This window comes from Streptomyces uncialis (genome assembly GCF_036250755.1).
GTDB classification, from domain to species: Bacteria; Actinomycetota; Actinomycetes; order Streptomycetales; family Streptomycetaceae; genus Streptomyces; species Streptomyces uncialis.
Map to the genome: position 1 here is coordinate 4,857,809 of NZ_CP109583.1, position 21,955 is coordinate 4,879,763.

19 protein-coding genes are annotated in these 21,955 nt (G+C 69.4%); 9 read left to right on the forward strand and 10 right to left on the reverse strand.

Annotated elements, in window-relative coordinates; genetic code table 11:
• Positions 1–221: 221 nt before the first annotated feature.
• From recF to dnaA, 4 genes are all read right to left on the reverse strand, one after another.
• On the reverse strand, positions 222–1,343 hold the full coding sequence (gene recF, locus OG711_RS20160) for a DNA replication/repair protein RecF (RefSeq protein ID WP_329559974.1): 1,122 nt from the start codon (positions 1,341–1,343) through the stop codon (positions 222–224).
• Between the two features lie 300 nt (positions 1,344–1,643).
• Entirely contained in the window at positions 1,644–2,519 is an 876-nt protein-coding gene (gene gnd / locus OG711_RS20165) for a phosphogluconate dehydrogenase (NAD(+)-dependent, decarboxylating) (protein WP_073787203.1), read from the reverse strand.
• A gap of 177 nt (positions 2,520–2,696) precedes the next feature.
• Entirely contained in the window at positions 2,697–3,827 is a 1,131-nt protein-coding gene (dnaN, locus tag OG711_RS20170) for a DNA polymerase III subunit beta (protein ID WP_073787205.1), read from the reverse strand.
• 1,201 nt (positions 3,828–5,028) lie between these two features.
• Complete coding sequence (gene dnaA / locus OG711_RS20175) at positions 5,029–7,083, reverse strand: chromosomal replication initiator protein DnaA (RefSeq protein WP_329559975.1); 2,055 nt, start codon at positions 7,081–7,083, stop codon at positions 5,029–5,031.
• A gap of 444 nt (positions 7,084–7,527) precedes the next feature.
• Here dnaA and rpmH point away from each other — a divergent pair, with 444 nt between their 5' ends.
• The 9 genes from rpmH to OG711_RS20220 all read left to right on the forward strand — a co-directional run bounded on the left by rpmH (position 7,528) and on the right by OG711_RS20220 (position 14,367).
• Positions 7,528–7,665, forward strand: coding sequence for a 50S ribosomal protein L34 (gene rpmH / locus OG711_RS20180; RefSeq protein ID WP_073787211.1), 138 nt, complete (start codon positions 7,528–7,530; stop codon positions 7,663–7,665).
• An 18-nt stretch (positions 7,666–7,683) separates the two neighbouring features.
• On the forward strand, positions 7,684–8,055 hold the full coding sequence (gene rnpA / locus OG711_RS20185; RefSeq protein WP_073787213.1) for a ribonuclease P protein component: 372 nt from the start codon (positions 7,684–7,686) through the stop codon (positions 8,053–8,055).
• A complete protein-coding gene (gene yidD / locus OG711_RS20190) occupies positions 8,052–8,408 on the forward strand; it encodes a membrane protein insertion efficiency factor YidD (RefSeq protein WP_073787215.1) in 357 nt (118 codons plus the stop codon). Before rnpA ends, yidD begins: the two co-directional genes overlap by 4 nt.
• 3 nt (positions 8,409–8,411) lie before the next feature.
• Positions 8,412–9,695, forward strand: a complete 1,284-nt coding sequence (gene yidC / locus OG711_RS20195; RefSeq protein ID WP_266517817.1) for a membrane protein insertase YidC — start codon at positions 8,412–8,414, stop codon at positions 9,693–9,695.
• Positions 9,696–9,710: 15 nt separating this feature from the next.
• On the forward strand, positions 9,711–10,223 hold the full coding sequence (locus tag OG711_RS20200) for a Jag family protein (protein WP_073787217.1): 513 nt from the start codon (positions 9,711–9,713) through the stop codon (positions 10,221–10,223).
• Positions 10,224–10,329: 106 nt separating this feature from the next.
• Positions 10,330–11,046 carry a 16S rRNA (guanine(527)-N(7))-methyltransferase RsmG gene (gene rsmG / locus OG711_RS20205; RefSeq protein WP_073787219.1) on the forward strand — a complete coding sequence of 239 codons (717 nt, stop codon included), beginning with the start codon at positions 10,330–10,332 and terminating at the stop codon, positions 11,044–11,046.
• A 386-nt stretch (positions 11,047–11,432) separates the two neighbouring features.
• Positions 11,433–12,509, forward strand: a complete 1,077-nt coding sequence (locus tag OG711_RS20210) for a ParA family protein (protein WP_073787834.1) — start codon at positions 11,433–11,435, stop codon at positions 12,507–12,509.
• Entirely contained in the window at positions 12,506–13,579 is a 1,074-nt protein-coding gene (locus tag OG711_RS20215) for a ParB/RepB/Spo0J family partition protein (protein WP_073787221.1), read from the forward strand. The genes OG711_RS20210 and OG711_RS20215 overlap by 4 nt, the downstream gene beginning before the upstream one ends.
• Positions 13,580–13,749: 170 nt before the next feature.
• Positions 13,750–14,367, forward strand: coding sequence for a GNAT family N-acetyltransferase (locus OG711_RS20220; protein ID WP_073787223.1), 618 nt, complete (start codon positions 13,750–13,752; stop codon positions 14,365–14,367).
• 81 nt (positions 14,368–14,448) lie between these two features.
• On the opposite strand, the gene trxA is transcribed toward OG711_RS20220, so the two are convergent.
• The 6 genes from trxA to murJ form a co-directional block, all read right to left on the reverse strand.
• Positions 14,449–14,781: a thioredoxin gene (gene trxA / locus OG711_RS20225; RefSeq protein WP_073787225.1), complete on the reverse strand. Its 333-nt coding sequence runs from the start codon at positions 14,779–14,781 to the stop codon at positions 14,449–14,451.
• Positions 14,782–14,828: 47 nt separating this feature from the next.
• A complete protein-coding gene (trxB, locus tag OG711_RS20230; protein WP_266517811.1) occupies positions 14,829–15,791 on the reverse strand; it encodes a thioredoxin-disulfide reductase in 963 nt (320 codons plus the stop codon).
• Between the two features lie 222 nt (positions 15,792–16,013).
• The gene (locus OG711_RS20235; RefSeq protein ID WP_329559976.1) at positions 16,014–17,117 is read right to left on the reverse strand and encodes an anti-sigma factor; all 1,104 of its coding nucleotides are present in this window, start codon (positions 17,115–17,117) and stop codon (positions 16,014–16,016) included.
• On the reverse strand, positions 17,114–17,824 hold the full coding sequence (gene sigM / locus OG711_RS20240; protein ID WP_329559977.1) for an RNA polymerase sigma factor SigM: 711 nt from the start codon (positions 17,822–17,824) through the stop codon (positions 17,114–17,116). Before sigM ends, OG711_RS20235 begins: the two co-directional genes overlap by 4 nt.
• Before the next feature lie 34 nt (positions 17,825–17,858).
• Positions 17,859–19,583, reverse strand: a complete 1,725-nt coding sequence (locus tag OG711_RS20245; RefSeq protein WP_329559978.1) for a protein kinase family protein — start codon at positions 19,581–19,583, stop codon at positions 17,859–17,861.
• A 117-nt stretch (positions 19,584–19,700) separates the two neighbouring features.
• Complete coding sequence (gene murJ / locus OG711_RS20250) at positions 19,701–21,938, reverse strand: murein biosynthesis integral membrane protein MurJ (protein ID WP_073787235.1); 2,238 nt, start codon at positions 21,936–21,938, stop codon at positions 19,701–19,703.
• Positions 21,939–21,955: the final 17 nt, after the last annotated feature.

Consider the following 21,955-nt stretch of genomic DNA (forward strand, 5'->3'; position numbering starts at 1 on the left):
CGCGCCGGAGCCGGGGCCGACCGCGCCGGAGCCGGGGCCAGGGCCGACAGGGCGGGAGCCGACAGGCCCGGGGGCCTGTCGCGGGCCGGAGCCGACGGGACCGCCGGGGAAGGCGCTCCCGGGGCCCGGGAAGGCACCTGGACGGCCCGTGGCCGCGCCCCCGCGTGCACCGGGTCCCTCGGGGCCGCCCACGCCCCTGCCGCCCGTCGCGCCCATACCGCTCACCGTCGCTCCACCACACCTTCGGACACCGCGTACCGCGCACCGGCCAGCACGTCGGGCACATCGTCGTCCACGGCCGCCGTCACCAGGACCTGCTCACCCGGCGCCACCAGCTCCGCCAGCCGCTCCCGGCGGCGGGTGTCCAGCTCCGCGAAGACGTCGTCGAGCACGAGCACCGGCTCATTGCCCTCGGCCCGCAGCAGATCGTACGAGGCGAGCCGCAGCGCCAGCGCGTACGACCACGACTCGCCGTGGCTCGCGTAGCCCTTGGCGGGCAGCCGGCCGAGCCTCAGCACCAGATCGTCGCGGTGCGGCCCGGCGAGGGTGACCCCGCGTTCGATCTCCTGCTTGCGGATCCCGGTCAGCGCGGTCATCAGCTGCTCGTACATCTCCTCGCGCGTGTGGCCGTCGCCGGGCGCGGACGGCTTGTACTCCAGGGCGAGCGGGCCGCCGCCGGGCGCGAGCTGTTCGTACGCCTTGTCGGCGAGCGGCTGGAGCGCGGCGATCAGATCCAGCCGCTGGGCGAGGAGTTCGGCGCCGACCCGGGCGAGGTGCTGGTCCCAGACGTCGAGGGTCGACAGGTCCAGGGTCCGGCCGCCGTGGCGGCGGGCGAGCGCCGCGGACTTCAGCAGGGTGTTGCGCTGCTTGAGGACCCGGTCGTAGTCGGAGCGGACCCCGGCCATCCGGGGGGAGCGCGCGGTGATCAGTTCGTCCAGGAAGCGGCGGCGCTCCCCGGGGTCGCCCTTCACCAGGGCCAGATCCTCGGGGGCGAACAGGACGGTACGCACTATCCCGAGCACATCACGCGGTCTGACCTGCGACGACCGGTTGATCCTGGCGCGGTTGGCCCGGCCCGGGTTGATCTCCAGCTCGACGAGCTGCTGCCGCTCGCCCTGGCGGACGTTGGCCCGCACGATCGCCCGCTCGGCGCCCATCCTGACCAGCGGAGCGTCCGAGGAGACGCGGTGGCTGCCGAGGGTGGCGAGATAGCCGACGGCCTCGACCAGATTCGTCTTGCCCTGTCCGTTGGGTCCCACGAAGGCGGTGACACCGGGGTCCAGCGGGACCTCGACCCCGGTGTACGAGCGGAAGTCGGCCAGCGACAGATGCGTGACGTGCATGGTCGGGGGCCGACCTCCCCTGTGTGGGCGGGCCCCGCCGGTCGGCGGAGCGGTCCGGGACCTGTGGGCCCCGGGTGCGGACGGTGGTCAGGTGCCCGGACCGGTGGGTCCGGGACGGGCGGCCGGGCCGCTGCCGCCACGGCAGTCACCCGCGGCGGGCGGCACCCGCCGCCGTCGCGGTCCGATGCCCCCGGGGGCCGGTTCCGTGACGCTCCGGCCGCCCTGCGGCAGCCGGGCCGTGGCGTCCGGCCGGGCCCGGCGAGCGCCGGGCACAGGCCGACGTCCGCCGGAACCGCCGGATCAGGCCTTCTCGACGGCGTGGCCGCCGAACTGGTTGCGCAGTGCCGCGATCATCTTCATCTGCGGGGAATCCTCCTGCCGGGAGGCGAAGCGGGCGAACAGCGACGCCGTGATGGCGGGCAGCGGGACCGAGTTGTCGATGGCGGCCTCGACCGTCCACCGGCCCTCGCCGGAGTCCTGCGCGTAGCCCCTGAGCTGCTCCAGATGCTCGTCCTCGTCCAGCGCGTTGACCGCGAGGTCGAGCAGCCAGGAACGGATGACGGTGCCTTCCTGCCAGGAGCGGAAGACCTCGCGCACATCGGTGACCGACTGTACGGACTCCAGCAGCTCCCAGCCCTCGGCGTACGCCTGCATCATGGCGTACTCGATGCCGTTGTGGACCATCTTCGCGAAGTGACCGGCGCCGACCTTGCCCGCGTGGACCGAGCCGAACTCGCCCGGCGGCTTCAGCGCGTCGAAGACGGGCTGCACCTTGGCGACGTTCTCCGGGTCGCCGCCGTACATCAGCGCGTAGCCGTTCTCCAGGCCCCAGACACCGCCGGAGACACCGCAGTCCACGAAGCCGATGCCCTTGAGGCCCAGCTCCACGGCGTGCCGCTCGTCGTCGGTCCAGCGGGAGTTGCCGCCGTCGACGACGACGTCGCCCGGCTCCAGGAGCGCGGCCAGCTCATCGATCGTGGCCTGGGTGGCGGCACCCGCCGGGACCATCACCCACACCACGCGGGGGCCCTTGAGCTTGCCCACGAGCTCCTCAAGGCTGTGGACATCCGCGAGGTCCGGGTTGCGGTCGTATCCGATCACGGTGTGGCCTGCGCGGCGGATGCGCTCGCGCATGTTGCCGCCCATCTTGCCGAGGCCGACGAGACCGAGCTCCATCAGTGGTTCCTTAAAGTCGCGATGTGGCGTACGGGCACGTCCGTACCCGCGTCCGAGCCTACGCCCGCGCACCGGCGCACAGCTGTGGGCTCGGCCGCTCATACGTACTCCGACCTGCGGGTCTCCGCCGGGTGCCGGCCCGTGGGGACAGGGCCACCCGGAGGAACGCCGACCGGGTCAGCCCGACAGGCGCACCGGCATGATCAGGTACTTGTACGCGTCGTCGGCCTCCGCGTCGACCGCGGGACGGCCGCTGAGGAGCGCGGGCTTGGTGGACGTCGTGAACGACAGCTGGGCGACCGGGGAGTCGATCGCGCTGAGCCCGTCCAGCAGGAACGTCGGGTTGAACGCGATGGAGATGTCGTCGCCCTCCAGGACGGCGTCGACCCTTTCCACAGCCTGTGCGTCGTCGCTGGAACCGGCCTCCAGGATCAGCACGCCCTGCTCGAAGCTGAGCCGCACCGGGGTGTTCCGCTCGGCGACGAGGGCCACCCGCTTGACGGCCTCCACGAAGGGGGCGGTCTCGATCACGGCGACGGAGTTGAACTCGGTCGGGAACAGCGTGCGGTACTTCGGCAGGTCGCCTTCGAGCAGCCGGGTGGTGGTGCGGCGGCCCGCGCCCTCGAAGCCGATCAGGCCCTCGCCCGAGCCGGACCCGGACAGGGCGATGGTGACGCTGTCGCCGCTCGTGAGGGCCTTGGCGGTGTCCAGCAACGTCTTGGCGGGCACCAGGGCCACCGCGGACGAGTCCGGGACCTCCGGCTTCCACAGGAACTCGCGGACCGCGAAGCGGTAGCGGTCGGTGGACGCCAGCGTCACCGTGTCGCCCTCGATCTCGATCCGCACACCGGTGAGCACCGGGAGGGTGTCGTCCCGGCCCGCGGCGATGGCGACCTGCGCGGCGGCCGAGGCGAAGACCTCTCCGGGGACGGTGCCGGTGGCGGAGGGCATCTGCGGCAGCGCCGGGTACTCCTCCACCGGGAGGGTGTGGAGCGTGAAGCGGGAGGAGCCGCAGAGCACCGTGGCCCGCACACCGTCGGTGGAGATCTCCACCGGGCGGTTGGGCAGGGCGCGGCAGATGTCGGCGAGCAGCCGACCGGACACCAGGACGGTGCCGTCCTCCTCGATCTCGGCGTCGACGGAGACCCGCGCGGAGACCTCGTAGTCGAAGCTGGACAGGCTCAGCGAGCCGTCCTCGGCCTTCAGGAGAAGGCCCGCGAGGACAGGCGCCGGCGGACGGGCCGGAAGGCTGCGCGCCGCCCAGGCCACTGCCTCCGCGAGTACGTCGCGTTCCACCCGGATCTTCACGTAAGCCCGCCTCCTGCTGTTGCTGGCCGCTCTCGCCCCGTCAGGGGTCGTCCTGCTGTCGGTCCGGCGACGGGTTCGTCAGCCGTGGTTTCGGTGTCGTCGGGTCCCGGCAAGGGGAGAACACCGGGGACCAGTCTGACGCACCCCACTGACAGTAGGTGCCGGTCGTGGTCAAGTCGCGCCCGACGGCTCCGGAGCCGTCCGAGCCGAGTTGTGCACAGGACCCACTTCGAAGCGGATTTCCCGGTAACTCTAGTCGGGAGTAGTAGTAGGGGCTGTGGATACAGTGGATAACCCCGTTTTCGCAGCTCAGAGGCTGTTTTTTGTCCACCGACCCTGTGGGCGGAGATGGTGGATAACCCCGGCTCTCTGTGGACAGGCGAAAGTTGTGCACACCTGATGCACAGGTGGGGGGTAGTTCTCCCCAGCACTGTCCCCAGCTTTACCCCGGTTCCCCACAGCCCAATCCGGCACCTCGGTGTGACGCCTTTCACTCGACCCGGTGAGAGAGCGCGTCGTGTTGCCGAACAGTGGACAGGGATGTGGAGAAGCGCCGTCACGCTGGGGAAAACCGCCCTCGACCTGTGGGTGGCCGGTGGACAACCGCGGAGGCGTCCTGTGGACGAAATAGTTGTCCACACCCTGTGGACAACAGTTGTCCACGAATCCACAGCCCTCTGAACTGGGATGACGATCATCGTCGGGCACAGCCTGTGGATACAGTCTGGACAACTTCGCGATCCCCAGGGTGTGGATGCAAGAAAGTCGCCGAATCTGTGGAGAACACCCGTAACCCGGCGGTAAATCGAACACCCACGGGCCCAGCTCCGGCGCCGACCGATCGCGCGCAGCTCCCGACGGACCCTTCACACCCCCTCCGGGCGGGTCCGCACCCGGTCCGCACCCGGTCCGCACCCGGTGCGAGGAGCCGCCGTAGCCCGCCGCACGAGCCTGCCGAGGCCATACGGCAGCCCCACGGCAGCTCACAGCAGCCCGACGGCAGCGCTACGGAGGCCCCACGCAGCCGTACGGGGGCCATCGGGACGACACGGCGGGCTGGACCGGACACCCGCCGCCGTACGGGACGCCGGCGGCGAGGACGGGCCCCACCGCCCCGGCGGCGTACAACGAGAAGCGTCGTACGGCGGACCGCCGTACGACGCGGGGCTTGAGGAGCCGGGGACGGGGCCCGGAAGCGGGCTCAGCCGTTCTTGATGCGGTTGGTCAGCTCGGTGACCTGGTTGTAGATGGACCGCCGTTCGGCCATCAGCGCGCGGATCTTCCGGTCCGCGTGCATCACGGTCGTATGGTCCCGGCCCCCGAACTGCGCCCCGATCTTCGGCAGCGACAGATCCGTGAGCTCCCGGCACAGATACATGGCGATCTGCCGCGCGGTCACCAGCACCCGGCTGCGGGACGACCCGCACAGATCGTCCACGGTCAGCCCGAAGTAGTCCGCGGTGGCCGCCATGATCGCCGGGGCGGTGATCTCGGGCGCGGAGTCCTCCCCGCCCGGGATCAGGTCCTTCAGCACGATCTCCGTCAGCCCCAGATCCACCGGCTGGCGGTTCAGCGAGGCGAACGCCGTCACCCGGATCAGCGCGCCCTCCAGCTCCCGGATGTTGCGCGAGATGCGTGACGCGATGAACTCCAGGACCTCCGGCGGTGCGTTGAGCTGCTCCTGGACCGCCTTCTTGCGGAGAATCGCGATACGCGTCTCCAGTTCGGGCGGCTGCACATCCGTGATCAGCCCCCACTCGAACCGGTTGCGCAACCGGTCCTCCAGGGTCACCAGCTGCTTGGGCGGCCGGTCGGAGGACAGGACGATCTGCTTGTTCGCGTTGTGGAGCGTGTTGAACGTGTGGAAGAACTCCTCCTGTGTCGACTCCTTGTCCGCGAGGAACTGGATGTCGTCGACGAGCAGGATGTCCATCTCCCGGTAGCGCTTGCGGAAACTGTCGCCCTTGCCGTCCCGGATGGAGTTGATGAACTCGTTGGTGAACTCCTCGGAACTGACGTACCGCACCCGGGTGCCCGGGTACAGGCTGCGCGCGTAGTGCCCGATCGCGTGCAGCAGATGCGTCTTCCCGAGCCCCGACTCCCCGTAGATGAAGAGCGGGTTGTACGCCTTCGCCGGGGCCTCGGCGACCGCGACCGCGGCGGCGTGCGCGAAGCGGTTCGACGCGCCGATGACGAAGGTGTCGAACAGGTACTTGGGGTTCAGCCGCGCGGTGGGCTCACCGGGGCCGGACGCCGGCGCGGGACGCGCGGCGAGCGGACCGGGAGCACCGCTCGCGGAGGGCATCGCGCGCACCCCGTGCGGACCTCGTGGGCCGGGCTCGCCATGGCCGCCCGGTCCCGCCGGGCCGGGCCCCCGGGACGCGCCGCCATGGGGACCGCGCGCGCCCTGCGCGGGGTCCGGGCGCTCACCCCGGTCGGCACGGTCGGAGCGGTCGGAGCGGCCATCCTGGCCGTCGTACGCCACGCGCCGCTGCTCGTACGGCGAGCGCTCCCCGTCGTAGGACGGGCGCTCGGTGTCGTACTGGGAGCGTTCCGTGTCGTAGCCGGGACGCTCCGTGTCATAAGGGGAGCGGTCCGGGTCGTAACCCGTCCGCTCCGGCGGCTGGCCCCGGTAGTCGTGCCGCGGCTGCTGACCCGTGCTCGCGTACGGGTCCCGCTCGGGAAAGCCGAGGCGCTGCTGCTGCCAGCCGTAATCGTCCTGCTGCGGGCGGGGCCAGGCGCCCGGCTCGGGGCGCTGGTAGTCCGGGTAGGCGGGACGCGCGGTCGGCAGCTGATCGCCGCGACCGCCCGCAAGCTGCTCCCCGTGGGCCCCGGGGCCCTGGTCGGGGTGGGTGCCCGGGTGGTCGTCGGAGGGGCGGCGGCCGTAGCCGTCGTAGGAGTCCCTGGGCTGGCCCGCGGACTGCGTGAGCTCCGGCTCCTCGTAGCGCTGCGGCGGTACGGACGCGCCCGGCTCGGCACCCGCGGTCTCGTCGACGGTGATCGCGATCCGGATCGGCCGGCGGCACTCGCGGCTCAGCGTCTCGCTGACGATCGGCGCGAGTCTGCCTTCCAGGACGCCCTTGGCGAACTCGTTCGGAACGGCCAGCAGGGCCGTGTCCGCGACGAGTGCCAGCGGCTGGCAGCGCTTGATCCAGTGCTCATCCTTCGCCTCGACCCCCTGGCCGCGGCCCTCCCCGAGAAGCTGCTCCAGTACGCGTGGCCACACTGCGGCAAGATCGGCAGGTACATCAGCCACAGGGCACGCTTTCTCGCAGGTCCCACGAAGGTGTGGTTCTTGGGACGGGGTGGGAAGCAGATCGGACGATCTGGTGGGGCGCCCGGCGGCGCCGGGTCGGACGGGGCCGGCTCGCGCGCGGGACGAGGGAAGAAACGAAACGGAGTTCAGCCACGGTAGTCAGGGCGACCGCTGCGGTTCAAGTTGTTGTCCACAGGCTGTGCATAGTGTCTCGCAGTCTCCGCCGGGCTCCGGCCGAGGATCGCTGGTTTGACCTGACGGCGCGGCCCCGCGTACCGTAACCAGGTCGAGTTGTCGATGGCTGCTGCCGCCTGCCTCCGAAGGGCATGGGTCACCTCAAGTGATCGTTAGAGCGGTGCACTCGGGCGTGATACGAGCTACTCGTGGGCGCACGGTGACAGCCAGCACGGCAACAGCCACCGAATTCATTTCTGGAGCCCCCGAGTGAGCAAGCGCACTTTCCAGCCGAACAACCGTCGTCGCGCCAAGACCCACGGCTTCCGGCTGCGGATGCGCACCCGTGCCGGCCGCGCGATTCTCGCGTCCCGCCGTGACAAGGGTCGCGCCCGCCTGTCCGCCTGATCTACAGGTCATGACGTCGTGCTGCCTTCCGAGCATCGGCTGAGGCGGCGCGAGGACTTCGCGACCGCGGTACGCCGAGGACGCCGGGCCGGACGCCCGCTCCTCGTCGTCCATCTACGCAGCGGTGCCACCGACCCGCACGCGCCTGGGGAGAGCGTTCCCTTGTCGCGTGCGGGTTTCGTCGTGAGCAAAGCCGTGGGGAACGCGGTCGTACGCAACACCGTGAAACGCCGACTCCGCCACCTGATGCGCGAACGGATCGACCTGCTGCCCCCCGGTAGCCTGGTAGTGGTACGCGCGTTGCCCGGGGCGGGCGACGCCGATCACCCCCATCTGGCCCGAGACCTGGACGCCGCCCTTCAGCGGCTCCTGGGAGGGGGCACGCGATGAAATATCCGCTGCTGGCTCTCATCAAGCTGTACCAGTGGACCATCAGCCCGCTGCTGGGGCCGGTCTGCAAGTACTACCCGTCGTGTTCCCACTACGGCTACCAGGCCATCGACAGGCACGGAGCGATCAAGGGCACGGCGCTGACCGCCTGGCGCATTCTGCGGTGCAATCCGTGGTCACTCGGTGGAGTCGACCATGTTCCGCCGCGCAAGCGTCCGCGGTGGCACGAAATGCTGCGCGACGCCTGGCGCGGTCGCAAGGGCGGGAACCCCGCCCTCGGCGCGCCCTCCGGGGAAGGTCCTCGACCCCCGAGCCCGGCCGCCGAGACCCCGTCCCATGCTCAAGGAGCTTGATTAGTGGATGACATCGTAAGTTCGATCGCCAGTCTGTTCACCTTCATCACCACGCCTGTCTCCTGGGTGATCGTCCAGTTCCACAAGCTGTTCGGTGCCGTCTTCGGCCCCGACACGGGCTGGGCCTGGGGTCTGTCGATCATGTTCCTGGTGATCCTGATCCGGATCTGTCTGATCCCGCTCTTCGTGAAGCAGATCAAGGCCACTCGGGCCATGCAGACGCTCCAGCCCGAGATGAAGAAGATCCAGGAGCGCTACAAGAACGACAAGCAGCGTCAGTCCGAAGAGATGATGAAGCTGTACAAGGAGACGGGCACCAACCCGCTCTCCTCGTGCCTTCCCATCCTGGCGCAGTCCCCGTTCTTCTTCGCCCTGTACCACGTGCTGAGCAGCATCGCCTCGGGCAAGACGGTCGGCGTGATCGACCAGCCGCTGCTGGAGAGCGCGCAGAAGGCCCATATCTTCGGCGCCCCCCTCGCGGCGAAGTTCATGGACAGCGCCGAAAAGGTCGAGGCGCTCGGTTCCACGCTGGCGGACGTCCGGGTCGTCACCGCGATCATGATCGTGCTGATGTCGCTGTCGCAGTTCTACACACAGCGCCAGCTGATGACGAAGAACGTCGACACCACGGTGAAGACGCCGTTCATGCAGCAGCAGAAGATGCTGATGTACGTCTTCCCCGTCATCTTCGCCGTATTCGGCATCAACTTCCCCGTCGGTGTCCTCGTCTACTGGCTGACCACCAACGTGTGGACCATGGGCCAGCAGATGTACGTCATCCGCCAGAACCCGACCCCCGGCAGCAAGGCCCAGGGCGCGTATCTGGAGCGGCTCCTCAAGCAGGCCACGAACAGCAAGAAGATCCGCAGCCGTCGTGACCGTGCCGCGGTCAAGCTCATCGTCGCCAAGGGCCGCGACCGCAACGAGCAGGAGCGGCGCTTCGTCAACGGACTCGGCAAGGCGGGCCTGGCGGCCCAGCCCGATGGCGCCGTGGCGGTCAGCGACGTGATCCCGGCCGACTCCGAGGACGGCACGCCCACCGGTGGCGCCGCCGCCCGCCGGCAGCAGCCCAAGCGCCAGTCGAAGTCCCAGCGCCAGTCCGCCGTGCCCCACAAGTCCGACCCGGACGCGCCCAAGACCTCGCTGACGAAGTCCGAGAACGAACCGCAGGACACCAGGCGTCAGCCCAAGCCCGCGGGTGGACAGCCAGGAGCCGGTGGCCGCAGCAAGGCCAAGTCCGGACAGCGCAAGGGCCCGCAGCGGCCCACCCACCCGTCCAAGAAGTAAGAAGGAGTCCATCCCGTGACGGAAGGCACCATCTCCGCCCCTGCCGAGGGCGGCGACACCCTGACCCGCCTTGAGCAGGAGGGCGAGATCGCGGCGGACTACCTTGAGGGTCTGCTGGACATCGCCGACCTCGACGGTGACATCGACATGGACGTCGAGGCCGACCGCGCCGCCGTGTCGATCATCAGCGACTCAAGCGGCCGTGACCTCCAGAAGCTCGTCGGCCGTGACGGTGAGGTCCTGGAAGCCCTCCAGGAGCTCACCCGGCTGGCGGTGCACCGGGAGACCGGTGACCGCAGCCGTCTGATGCTCGACATCGCCGGTTACCGCGCGAAGAAGCGCGAGGAGCTGTCGGAGCTGGGCGCCAAGGCCGCCACCGACGTCAAGAACAGCGGTGAGGCCGTCAAGCTCGACCCGATGACGCCCTTCGAGCGCAAGGTCGTCCATGACGCGGTGAAGGCCGCCGGGCTGCGGAGCGAGTCCGAGGGCGAGGAGCCCCAGCGGTTCGTCGTCGTGCTCCCCGCCTGATCGGTCCAGTGATGTCCCGGCCCCGTCTGTTCGCAGACGGGGCCGGACTTTGTCAGCCTGATACTCAAGCCCCAGTGGGGTTACGCGGTACGGAAGGACGGTCCCCGTGACGGAGGAAGCGGAACTCCCCCCGGCGCCGGAGCAGGCCCGGGCGGTCTTCGGCGATCACTACGACGACGCCGTCCGGTATGCCGAGCTGCTGGCCGAGGCGGGTGTACGGCGCGGGCTGATCGGCCCGCGCGAGGTGCCCCGCCTGTGGGAGCGCCACATGTTGAACTGCGCGGTCCTCTCCGAGGTCGTGCCCCAGGGCGTCACCGTCTGCGATGTGGGGTCCGGCGCGGGACTGCCCGGAATCCCGCTCGCCCTGGTCCGCCCCGACCTCAAAATCACTCTGCTGGAGCCGCTCCTGCGGCGCACCAATTTCCTGAACGAGGTTGTGGAGCTGCTCGGCCTCGACCATGTCACCGTGGTGCGGGGCCGTGCCGAGGAGGTGCTCGGCAAGCTCACCCCGGTCCATGTGGTGACCGCCCGTGCCGTGGCCCCGCTGGACCGGCTCGCCGCCTGGGGCGTGCCGCTGCTCCGCCCGTACGGGGAGATGCTGCTGCTCAAGGGCGACACCGCCGAGGAAGAGGTCAAGAACGCGGGCGCCGCTCTCAGCAAGCTCGGCGCGGTGGACACCTCCGTCCTCCATGTCGGTGAGGGCATCGTCGAGCCCCTGGCGACCGTGGTCCGGGTCGAGGTGGGCGAGAGCCCCGGTGGTGTGCGTTTCGCCGCCAAGCGCGCCAAGGCCGCCCGCACCGGAAGGGTGCGTCGGCGCCGCTGATCACCGGGCTCCGGCTGTGTGCTTCGTCACCGGCCGGAGCCTTCGCGGTCGCGCCCGGACGCGTGGCGCGGCGATCGGTGATCGTGTGGGCGGGGCCGAATGGCCGTGTGAGACGGTTCCGGGGTGTGGCGGTACTCCACACCAGCTGCCGAAGCCCCTCCGGTCGGAGTGTCGCGCCTGATCGGCGGTGTCGGCTCGGCATCGTGTTTCACGTGAAACGTCGCTCACTGCTGCACGGCATCATCAGCCGCGGTCGGGCTGCGGCCGAACCTCGTGACCGCAGACCCCTTGGCTCCCTGAAGTCACCCGCCCGAGCCAAGGAGATTTCCACAGAGGTGGATTTCTCCACAGAAGACCAAGCCTCGCTGGTTCACCACCCCGCAGACATGGGAGGCTCTGTTCATTGCGAGCCTGAAGTCGAGGAGAGTGAATCCTTGCGGTCCGACGCCAACATCGCGGGACCGATGACCGATCCGGTCCCCGGTCCCCGTACCGAGACAGCGGGGGAGGATGTTTCACGTGAAACACCGCCCCCGATGGACGACACCCCCATCGGTCGTGCTGCCCAACAGGCGATGGAAGCACTGGGGCGAGCAGGAGAAGGTCTGCCCCGGCCGGAACAGACCCGGATCATGGTGGTCGCCAACCAGAAGGGCGGGGTAGGCAAGACCACCACGACGGTGAACCTCGCCGCCTCCCTCGCGTTGCACGGCAACCGGGTCCTGGTGATCGACCTCGATCCTCAGGGCAATGCCTCGACCGCCCTGGGTATAGACCACCACGCCGAAGTGCCCTCCATCTATGACGTGTTGGTGGAGAGCAAGCCGCTCTCCGATGTGGTGCAGCCCGTCCCGGATGTCGAAGGTCTCTTCTGTGCGCCGGCCACCATCGACCTCGCGGGCGCGGAGATCGAGCTGGTGTCGCTCGTGGCTCGGGAGAGCCGCTTGCAGCGCGCCATCCAGGCCTATGATCAGCCGCTCGACTACGTGCTGATCGACTGCCCGCCGTCCCTGGGGCTGCTCACGGTCAACGCCATGGTCGCGGGCGCGGAAGTGCTGATCCCGATCCAGTGCGAGTACTACGCGCTGGAGGGGCTGGGCCAGCTGCTGCGGAACGTCGACCTGGTTCGGGGGCACCTCAACCCGAACCTGCATGTCTCGACGATTCTGCTCACCATGTACGACGGCCGTACCCGGCTCGCCTCACAGGTCGCCGAGGAGGTCCGCACCCACTTCGGCAAAGAGGTACTGCGGACGAGCATTCCCCGCTCGGTGCGGATCTCCGAGGCGCCGAGCTACGGACAGACGGTCCTGACCTATGACCCTGGGTCGAGCGGCGCCCTCTCCTATCTGGAGGCCGCGCGGGAGATCGCGCTGCGTGGGGCCGAGATCGTCTACGACGGGCAGTACGCCCACTCGGGTCACCAGAACAAACAGCAGAGCATGGCGGAGGGGATTCAGTGAGTGAACGACGTAGGGGTCTGGGCCGCGGACTTGGTGCCCTGATCCCAGCTGCCCCGACGCCCGAGAAGAGGGCGGCACAGGGAGGTCCGGTATCCCCGTCCGCGCCGCTCCTCACGGCGGAGCGCGGAGTGGCCGCGGCGAAGGTGACCTCGCTCCCGCAGAGCACCGTGTCCCCGGAAGCCTCCGTGGCCGTGGTCCCGGAATCGACGACAGGCGCGCACTTCGCGGAACTGCCGCTCGACTCCATCACCCCCAACCCCCGCCAGCCGCGTGAGGTCTTCGACGAGGACGCTCTGGCGGAGCTGGTCACCTCCATCAAAGAGGTCGGCCTTCTCCAGCCCGTGGTCGTACGGCAGGTGGGGCCGGGGCGCTACGAGCTCATCATGGGCGAGCGCCGGTGGCGGGCCTGCCGCGAGGCCGGACTGGACCTCATCCCGTCGATCGTGCGCGCCACGGAGGACGACAAGCTCCTTCTGGACGCCCTGCTGGAGAACCTGCACCGGGCCCAGCTCAACCCGCTGGAGGAAGCAGCCGCGTACGACCAGCTGCTCAAGGACTTCAACTGCACCCATGACCAGCTGGCGGACCGGATCGGCAGGTCCCGGCCGCAGGTCTCCAACACCCTGCGGCTGCTGAAGCTGTCCCCCGGGGTCCAGCGCAGGGTCGCCGCCGGAGTGCTGTCGGCCGGCCATGCGCGCGCCCTGCTGTCCGTGGACGACTCGGAGGAGCAGGACCGCCTGGCCCACCGGATCGTCGCGGAGGGTCTCTCGGTCCGTGCGGTCGAGGAGATCGTCACGCTGATGGGCTCGGGCCCGCAGCCCGCCGCGAGGTCCAAGGGACCGCGTGCCGGTGGTCGGGTCTCGCCCGCGCTGACCGACCTCGCGACCCGTCTCTCGGACCGCTTCGAGACCCGGGTGAAGGTCGACCTGGGGCAGAAGAAGGGCAAGATCGTCGTCGAGTTCGCCTCGATGGAGGATCTTGAGCGCATCCTTGGCTCACTGGCTCCGGGCGAGGGCCAGGTCCTTCAGAAGGGCCTGACCGCCCACGCTCCCGAGGACGAGCAGGACTGAGTTGGCTGTGCGCTCCTGTGGTGTGGGAGGAGCAAGCGGGAGCGGGTCGCGTCCGGTGCGCCGGAGGGCGGCCCGCTTCCTTCTTCCGTCGCGTCTCGACCTGCTCAGCAACCGAGCGTTCTGACAGCCGCCCGTTCTGACACGGGCGAGAAGAGTGAGGACCTGCCTTCATGGGGCGTCGGCTCGTACCGCTCACGCTGGACAACCTCAAGGATCTTCCCCAGCGTTGCCGGTCGTGTGTCTACTGGGAGCTGGACCCGGTCAGCGGGCAGGCGGCGGTACGGGCTGGGCGGCCCGGCCTGGAGAAGGAAGCCTGGATCTCCGCCGTCCTGTTGGAATGGGGCTCCTGCGGACGGGTCGTGTATGTGGACGACCTGCCGGTGGGCTTTGTGCTCTACGCCCCGCCCGCCTATGTGCCACGTTCCACCGCGTTCCCCACCAGCCCTGTCTCCGCTGACGCCGTGCAGCTCATGACAGCGTGGATCGAACCGGGATTCCAGGGGCAGGGACTCGGCCGGGTGATGGTCCAGACGGTCGCCAAGGATTTGATCCGGCGCAATGTCCGGGCCATCGAGGCATTCGGGCATACGCGGTGGAAGGGTCCGGCGTGTGTGCTTCCGGCGGACCATCTGCTGGCGGTGGGCTTCAAGACGGTCCGGCCTCATCCCACTTACCCACGTCTCCGGCTTGAGCTGCGGACCACGCTCTCATGGAAGGAAGATGTCGAGATGGCACTCGACCGCCTTCTGGGAGCTGTGCAGAAGGAGCCGGTCCTGCGGCCCCTCTGACGATGTTTCACGTGAAACGCGAAGGGGACCCACCGGTGAGAATGGGTCCCCTTCGCGTTTCACGTGAAACATCGCGGATTGTCAGTCGGCGATGAAGTCTTCCAGGTCGCGCACGATCGCGGCCTTCGGCTTGGCGCCGACGATCGTCTTCGCGATCTCGCCGCCCTGATAGACATTGAGGGTCGGGATCGACATCACGCCGTACTTGGCGGCAGTGGCCGGGTTCTCGTCGATGTTCAGCTTGACGACCTCGATCTTGTCGCCGTACTCGGAGGCGATCGCTTCGAGCGACGGCGCGATCTGCCGGCACGGACCGCACCAGGCCGCCCAGAAGTCCACCAGGACGGGCTTGTCGTTCTTGAGGACGTCCTCGTCGAAGGAATCGTCGGTCACGTTCTTGAGGCTGCCAGCCACGGCGAGCTCCTTAACTCGATGATGCGATGAGGCAGTGCAGGGGAGGATCAGACAGCCGCGACAACGGCTGCCTCTTCGTCGGCCAGGGCCGCGAGGTAACGCTCGGCGTCCAGGGCGGAGGAGCACCCCGTCCCGGCGGCGGTGATCGCCTGGCGGTAGGTGTGGTCGACGACATCGCCGGCGCCGAAGACACCCGTCTGGTTGGTCTTGGTGGAGGGAGCTTCCACCTTGAGGTAGCCCTCGTCGTCGAGGTCCAGCTGGCCCTTGAACAGCTCGGTACGGGGGTCATGGCCGATGGCGATGAACAGCCCGGTGACCGGCAGCTCGGAGGTTTCACCCGTCTTGAGGTTGCGCAGCGTCACCCCGGCGAGCTTCGGGTCGCCATGGATCGCGGCGACCTCGTTGTCCCAGATGAACTTGATCTTGGGGTCCGCGAACGCGCGGTCCTGCATCGCCTTCGATGCACGGAGGCTGTCCCGGCGGTGCACGATGGTCACCGACTTGGCGAAGCGGGAGAGGAAGGTCGCCTCCTCCATCGCCGTGTCGCCGCCACCGATGACGGCGATGTCCTGGTCCTTGAAGAAGAACCCGTCACAGGTCGCGCACCAGGAGACGCCACGACCGGAGAGCGCGTCCTCGTTCGGGAGGCCGAGCTTGCGGTGCTGCGAACCGGTGGTGATGATCACGGCCTTGGCCCGGTGCACGGTACCGGCGGTGTCCGTGACGGTCTTGATCTCGCCCGTGAGATCGACGGCCACCACATCGTCCGGTACCAGCTCCGCGCCGAAGCGCTCGGCCTGGCCGCGCATGTTGTCCATGAGGGCCGGGCCCATGATGCCGTCCTGGAAGCCAGGAAAGTTCTCCACCTCGGTGGTGTTCATCAGCGCGCCACCCGCGGTGACAGCGCCCTCGAAGACCAGAGGCTTCAGCGACGCGCGTGCGGTGTAGAGCGCGGCCGTGTATCCGGCGGGCCCTGAGCCGATGATGATCACGTTACGGACGTCGCTCACGGCTTCATTCCTCGTCTCTGGAGACTGCTGCTTACTGCCAGGGTGGGAAGTCGACTGGTAGAGCTCCCACACCACCCAACGGATACTACGGGGCGTGCATTCCCCTACGGTGCCGGGCACACTGGCGGCCCGGTGCGGACGCCCGCCCGATCTTGTGGCCACCTCATGCCGACGCCCTCGACCGTGCGGGCCAAGGGCGTCCCGGACAGCGGCGCGGGGGTGTCAGTCGCGGGCGTACGAGTGACTGAAGAGCACCTCGCCCGAGGCATCCGCCGAGCGCTGAGCGACACAGGCGGTGTCGACCAGATAGGCCGAGACCTGCCCGCTGTCGGAGGGATGGGGCAGCACGACCAGGAGGGCATTCCGGCCCTTGAAGGTTCCCTGCTCGGCGGCCAGGGGAGCGTCACTGCGGCCGATGCCCTGCTGCACACACGCGGGTACCTGCACGGCCGCCGCTGTCGTTGTGTCCTCACCGCGCAGCGGAGTGTTGGGGCGGCTCGGATCCGAACTGGAATGGGCTCCGAAAGAAGAGGACCCGGTCGACTCCGCGGCAGACGGCTTCTCCGCCAACAGCTTCGAGACCCGCTTCTCCAGCTCATCGGTGGAGAAGCCACTGGTGCCGCTGGTCCCTCGGATGGGCCGGTGGGTCGAGGTGTCCCGGGATGAGGAGTCGCTGTCGAGCGACTGCACCAGGAAGGTGCCCAAGCCGATCGCGGCCACGGTGAAGACAGCGCCGATGGAGACGGTCCGGCGGCGGCCGGTCCGCTGACGGCCACCCCGACCGGGCCCGGTGGAAGTACGAGCGTGCCCTGCGGGACGGTCGGTGGTGGATACCAGGGGCGATGTTCCACGTGAAACATGCGCGGTTCCACGTGAAACATTCTCGGTCCCCGTACGCGCGCGCCCCGACCCGGTCGTCTCCTGGGCCTCGACGACATCCTTCTCGACGGTGTTCCGGCCCCCGGGGACGGCCGCTGCTTCCGGGGCCGACCGGGGGGCCGACGGCGCGGTCGCGGAACCGGACGCGGTGAGCGGGCGGGATGTCTGCGCCGGGCCGATCGTGGATGACTCCGCCCCGTGCATGGCCTCTGCCGTGAGTGCGAGGTCGATCCTGGTGATCACATCGTCCGGCATGGGCCCGGTGTCCGGGACGTCGCCCAGCAGATCACGGATCTCTTCGAGTGAGGCGTACAGATCGGCGCAGTCGCCGCACCCGCCGAGATGCAGACGCAGATCCGTGGCACGGCCGAGGGACAGCAGGCCCTCCGTGAGGTCCGACAGCTCCTCGACGCCCGGATGCCCGGTCGTATCGGTGCTCGAAGTCACGCTCGCCCACCTCCGCCCTTCACAGCAGTGGAATCGGTCGCCCCGGAATCGGGTGCTTCCCCTGCGGGTGGGACGGATGTCCCCGAAGACTGGTTCCTCTTTCGGCCGTGCTTCTTGCCCTCCGTGTCCTCCGTCCGCGTCCGGAGGTGGGAGAGCAGCGGCAGCAGTCTCGCGCGACCCCGGGCACAACGGCTCTTCACCGTGCCCGGCGGTACGTCGAGAACCTGTGAGGCTTCGGCGACGGAGTAGCCCTGCATGTCCACCAGGACCAGGGCGGCCCGCTGGTCGGGAGGCAGTGTGGCCAGCGCGTCGATCAGCTGCCGGTGGAGATCGTTGCGCTCGGCCGGGGCATAGGCCGACTCATGGGGCTCCAGCAACTGCTCCAGCCGCTCGGTGTCGTCCACCGGCGCCGTCTTGCGTGACGCGGCTTTCCGGACCCGGTCCAGACAGGCGTTCACGGTGATGCGGTGCAGCCAGGTGGTGACGGCGGACTGGCCGCGGAAGGTGTGTGCGGCCCGGTACGCGGAGACCAAGGCGTCCTGGACGGCGTCGGCCGCCTCCTCCCGGTCCCCCAGGGTCCGCAGGGCCACGGCCCACAGCCGGTCGCGGTGGCGCCGGACCAGCTCGCCGAAGGCGTCCGCGTCCCCGTCCACGTGGCGTGCAAGAAGGTCGTGGTCGCTCACCCCGTCGTACGCGGCGTCGGACACGGTCGAACCACCCTCCCCGGACGTCTGCGTGCGGTCAGCCGGTGAACTTCACATCGGTGATGCCCTGCTTGTACCCGGCACCACTGAACTGATCGCCGGAAGCGTAGGGCAAGTCGGTGAGCCACACCACGACGTACCGGGTCTTGACCGGTTTGTCGACGTCGATCTTCAGCTCCTGGCCCTGGGTGGTGGCCGTGGCGAGCTTCTTCATGGACGTGAGCGGCGTCGAGGAGGACACCGAGTCCGCCGCGTACAGGGACCCCGTGGTGCGGTCCCCGGCGTAGCTGAGCCCTATCGACGCGGACGCGACGGCCTTCTCGGAACCGAGGTCGTAGACCAGTCCCACGCCCTGCTTGAAGGGAGCCAGCGTGGGCCCTCCCCGGAAGGAGTAGCTGCGCCAGTAGGTGGAGCTGTCGCCGTCGTAGGTCAGTCCGGCGTCGGCCGCGTGCTGCGGCTTGCCGTCCGGGTAGTACTCCTGCGCGGTCTGGATCTTCAGCGGCGCGAGAGGCTTCTTCTCGGCGTTCTTCTTGCTGGTGTCCCTGGTCTGGGACTCGCTGGGCTCGTTCGGGTTGTCCTGGTCCATCAGCGCATCCGCGAGCTGCCAGCTCCCGAGGCCCAGGGCGGCGATCAACAGCGCGGAGACGGCCCACTTGAGGGCCTTCCCGGTGCGGCTGTGGAGCGGCGGCGGAGGAAGCGGGATATGGGCCGTGGAACGGGCAGGGGCACCGGCGGGCCGGCCGTACGAGCCCTGCTGGTAGGTGGTCCGCTGGTATTCCGGCGGATTGGTGAACGTGGGCTCCGGCGGACGGATACGCGGCATCTCACCGACGGCCCGCGCCAGATCCTCCGGTGTGGTGCACGGCGGCTCCTGCCGGGAAGCGGTGGCTCCCTCGTTGACAAGGGCACGCATGGCGAGCTCGGCGAGACCGCGGTGCACTCCGGCGCGCACCTGATCGGGGGAGATCAGCCCGACGCCCTTGGGCAGCCCGCGCAGACCATGCGCGTCGTTCTCGTAGGGCCAGCGCTGGGTGAGGGAGGCGTACAGGAGTGCGCCGATCGCCTCGGTGTCGGTGCGCTGAGGGGTCTGTGAGGTGATGCCCCGCAGCGCCGCGTTGACCGCCAGGCCCCGGATGCGCCACTGGCCGGACGCGGTCCGCAGCACCGCGCTCGGGGTGAGCCTCAGATGGGCCAGCCCCTCACGGTGTGCGGCGGCCATCGCCTGGGCCACCTGGTCGACCATCTCGTAGGCGTGGTGGACCTCCAGCGGGCCCGCGGCGAGCAGGGCCGTCAGCTCGGTCGCGTCGGGCAGCCATTCATGGACCACATAGACGAGGTCGTTCTCCTCGACCGCGTCCAGGACATGGACGAAGCGAGGGTCGCCCAGCAGCGCCGACGAGCGGGACGCGGCCAGCACGGACCGCGCTCGGGGATGGTCCGCGGGCAGGATGTGGACACCGGTCGCCCGGCGGAGCTTCTCGTCCACCGCGCGCCAGCTGCTGAATCCGTCCAGACGGGTGACGCACTCCTCAAGGCGGTAGCGTCTGGCGAGTTTGTGCCCGCTGTGCAACTCCGGCGGTGCGGTCTTCTCGGCTCCGCCCGCCGTGCCGGTGTTCTCCGCGTCCGTGTCCGTGGTGTTCTGCTCCCCGGTCTCGCCGGTCCTGGCCACCCCGTCGGCCGTGGACTGCCCCGCCTTGGCGGTCAGCGGTTCGTCACCGCTGTTGTCTGCCACGTCGACGGCAGCCGTGCTCCGTTCCGCCACCGTCGTTCCTGCCTCCCCATCCGTTGCGCTCTGTCGACGCCAAAGCCAATTGTGCCCACAGTCCGGTGCTATGCACGACACGCAAAGGCGGCCGATGGTTGTGCGACTTCCCCGTACTCAGCGTCCCAGACGTCCCCGGACCATGCCGACCATCGAGTTCAGCTCCTCGATCCGCATCCTGCGGGCCGCCACGTAGAACACCGCCAGTAGGGCGAAAGTACCGAAGACGAGTGCGGTCGCGGAGCCCAGCGCACCCTGCCCGAGGAGTCCCGTGATCCCGAAACCGACCGCACCGCCGACGAGGGCCGCCGGGACGCACGCCAGCGACAGCCGGGCGTACGTCCGCAGTACCTGCGCGCCGTCGAGGTCGCCGCCCAGCCTGATCCGCAGCCGGCGCCAGGCCACCCCGACACCGACCGCGTACGCCAGCCCGTAGGAGGCGGCCATACCGACCACGGCCCACCGCGCGGGCAGGACGAAGTAGCAGGCGGCCGAGGCACCGGCGTTCACCGCGGCGACGATGACCGTGTTGTAGAAGGGCGTCCGGGTGTCCTCGTAGGCGTAGAAACCGCGCAGCACCACGTACTGCACGGAGAAGGGGATCAGGCCCAGGCCGAACGCCATGAGGATGTAGCCCATGGACTGCGCCGACTGAAGGCCGGTGGACGCGAAGAGCAGGGTGCACATGGGGACACCGAGCGCCACGAACAGGAACGCGACGGGCACGATCGCGACCGCCGAGGTACGCAGACCGCTGGAGATGTCGTCACGGACCGCGCCCGGATCGTTGTCGTGGGCGGCCCGGGAGATCCGGGGCAGCAGCGCGGCCATCACGGAGACGGTGATGATCGCCTGGGGCATGCCCCAGATCAGCTGGGCGTTGGAGTACGCCATGATGCCCGCGCCCGGCACATCGGCCGAGACACCCGCGGCGGTCGCCAGCTGGGTGACGACGAGGACACCGGCCTGGTTCGCCAGGACGAACAGCACCGTCCACTTGGCGAGCCGTACGGCCTTGCCGAGTCCGTGGCCCTTCCAGTCGAAGCGCGGCCGGAACCGGAAACCGGCTTCCCGCAGATAGGGGATCATCGCGAGCGACTGGACGACCAGGCCGAGGAGCGTCCCCATCCCGAGCAGCCGGACCCCGTCGTCGGGGATCGTGGTGACCCGCATGTTCGAGTCGGCGGCGCTGCCGTACACCCAGATGAACAGCCCGAAGCTGGCGATCATGACGATGTTGTTCAGGACCGGGGTCCACATCATCGCGCCGAACCTGCCGCGGGCGTTGAGGATCTGCCCCATCACCACATGGACGCCCATGAAGAAGATCGTCGGCAGGCAGTAGCGGGCGAAGGTGACCGCGACATTGTTCGCGTCCGGGTTGTCCGCGATCGGGTCCGACATCAATTGGACGAGCAGCGGGGCGGCGAACACCGACAAGCCGACGATGACGGCCAAGGCCACCATGACCAGCGTCAGCAGCCGGTTGGCGTAGGCCTCGCCACCGTCCTCGTCGTTCTTCATGGAACGGACGAGCTGCGGCACGAAGACCGAGTTGAGGCCGCCACCGATGCTGAGGATGTAGATCATCGTCGGCAGGGTGTAGGCGACGGTGTAGGCGTCACCGAGGATCGCCGTACCCAGCGCCGCGCTGATCACCACGGTCCTGACGAAGCCGGTGAGACGGGACACGATCGTGCCGGACGCCATCACCGCGCTCGACTTCAGCACACTCGAACCGCGGCCCTTGGACCGCGCCGGGGGAGGCGCGGCCGGCTCGGGGGCCGGGGCGGGCACCGCGGGCGCGGCCACGGCCGCGACCGGTGCCATGTAGGTGGTGGCCGCGCTCTCGTCGTGCACGGGGGGACGTACCCCGCCCGCCTGCTGCTGGTCCCGGAAGAGATGGGCGAACGCGTCCGGCTCGTGACGCTGGTCCCCCGCCTGGGTGACCAGGTCGTCCACCCCGACGAACTGGGTGGTGCGCGCGTCGTCACCGTACGGAAGGTGCTGGGTGAGCCCCTCGGGCTCGGGCGCGGGGGGCTGGGCCCAGAGCCGGGGGTCCGGCGCGTACTGCGCCGACGGCGGCTGGGCGTAGAGCTGCTGCGGGTCCTGGTAGGTGCCGGGCGGCGGCGGGGGGTGCGCGGCGCGGTCGTACAGCGCCTCGGCCACCGGGTCCTGCGCGGAGAGATCCTGTGTCCGGTACGGGTCCTGGGCGTAGGCGTCCTGGACGTACATATCGGCAGCGTGCTGCTGCGGCGGTACCTGGTGGGGGTCATGAGGGTCGGGCCAGGGACCCTGGGCGGAGGGGTCGCCGTCCGCGCCCTGCCCGCGGTCACCGTCGTACGGCGCGTTCATGGTTTACCCCACCTCAT

Excerpts from the sequence above, each read along its gene's own strand:
- recF (WP_329559974.1), bottom strand. The coding sequence starts at position 1,343 with ATGCACGTCACGCATCTGTCGCTGGCCGACTTCCGCTCGTACACCGGG.
- gnd (WP_073787203.1), bottom strand. The coding sequence starts at position 2,519 with ATGGAGCTCGGTCTCGTCGGCCTCGGCAAGATGGGCGGCAACATGCGC.
- yidD (WP_073787215.1), top strand. The coding sequence starts at position 8,052 with ATGAAATATCCGCTGCTGGCTCTCATCAAGCTGTACCAGTGGACCATC.
- OG711_RS20210 (WP_073787834.1), top strand. The coding sequence starts at position 11,433 with ATGGGAGGCTCTGTTCATTGCGAGCCTGAAGTCGAGGAGAGTGAATCC.
- OG711_RS20220 (WP_073787223.1), top strand. The coding sequence starts at position 13,750 with ATGGGGCGTCGGCTCGTACCGCTCACGCTGGACAACCTCAAGGATCTT.
- murJ (WP_073787235.1), bottom strand. The coding sequence starts at position 21,938 with ATGAACGCGCCGTACGACGGTGACCGCGGGCAGGGCGCGGACGGCGAC.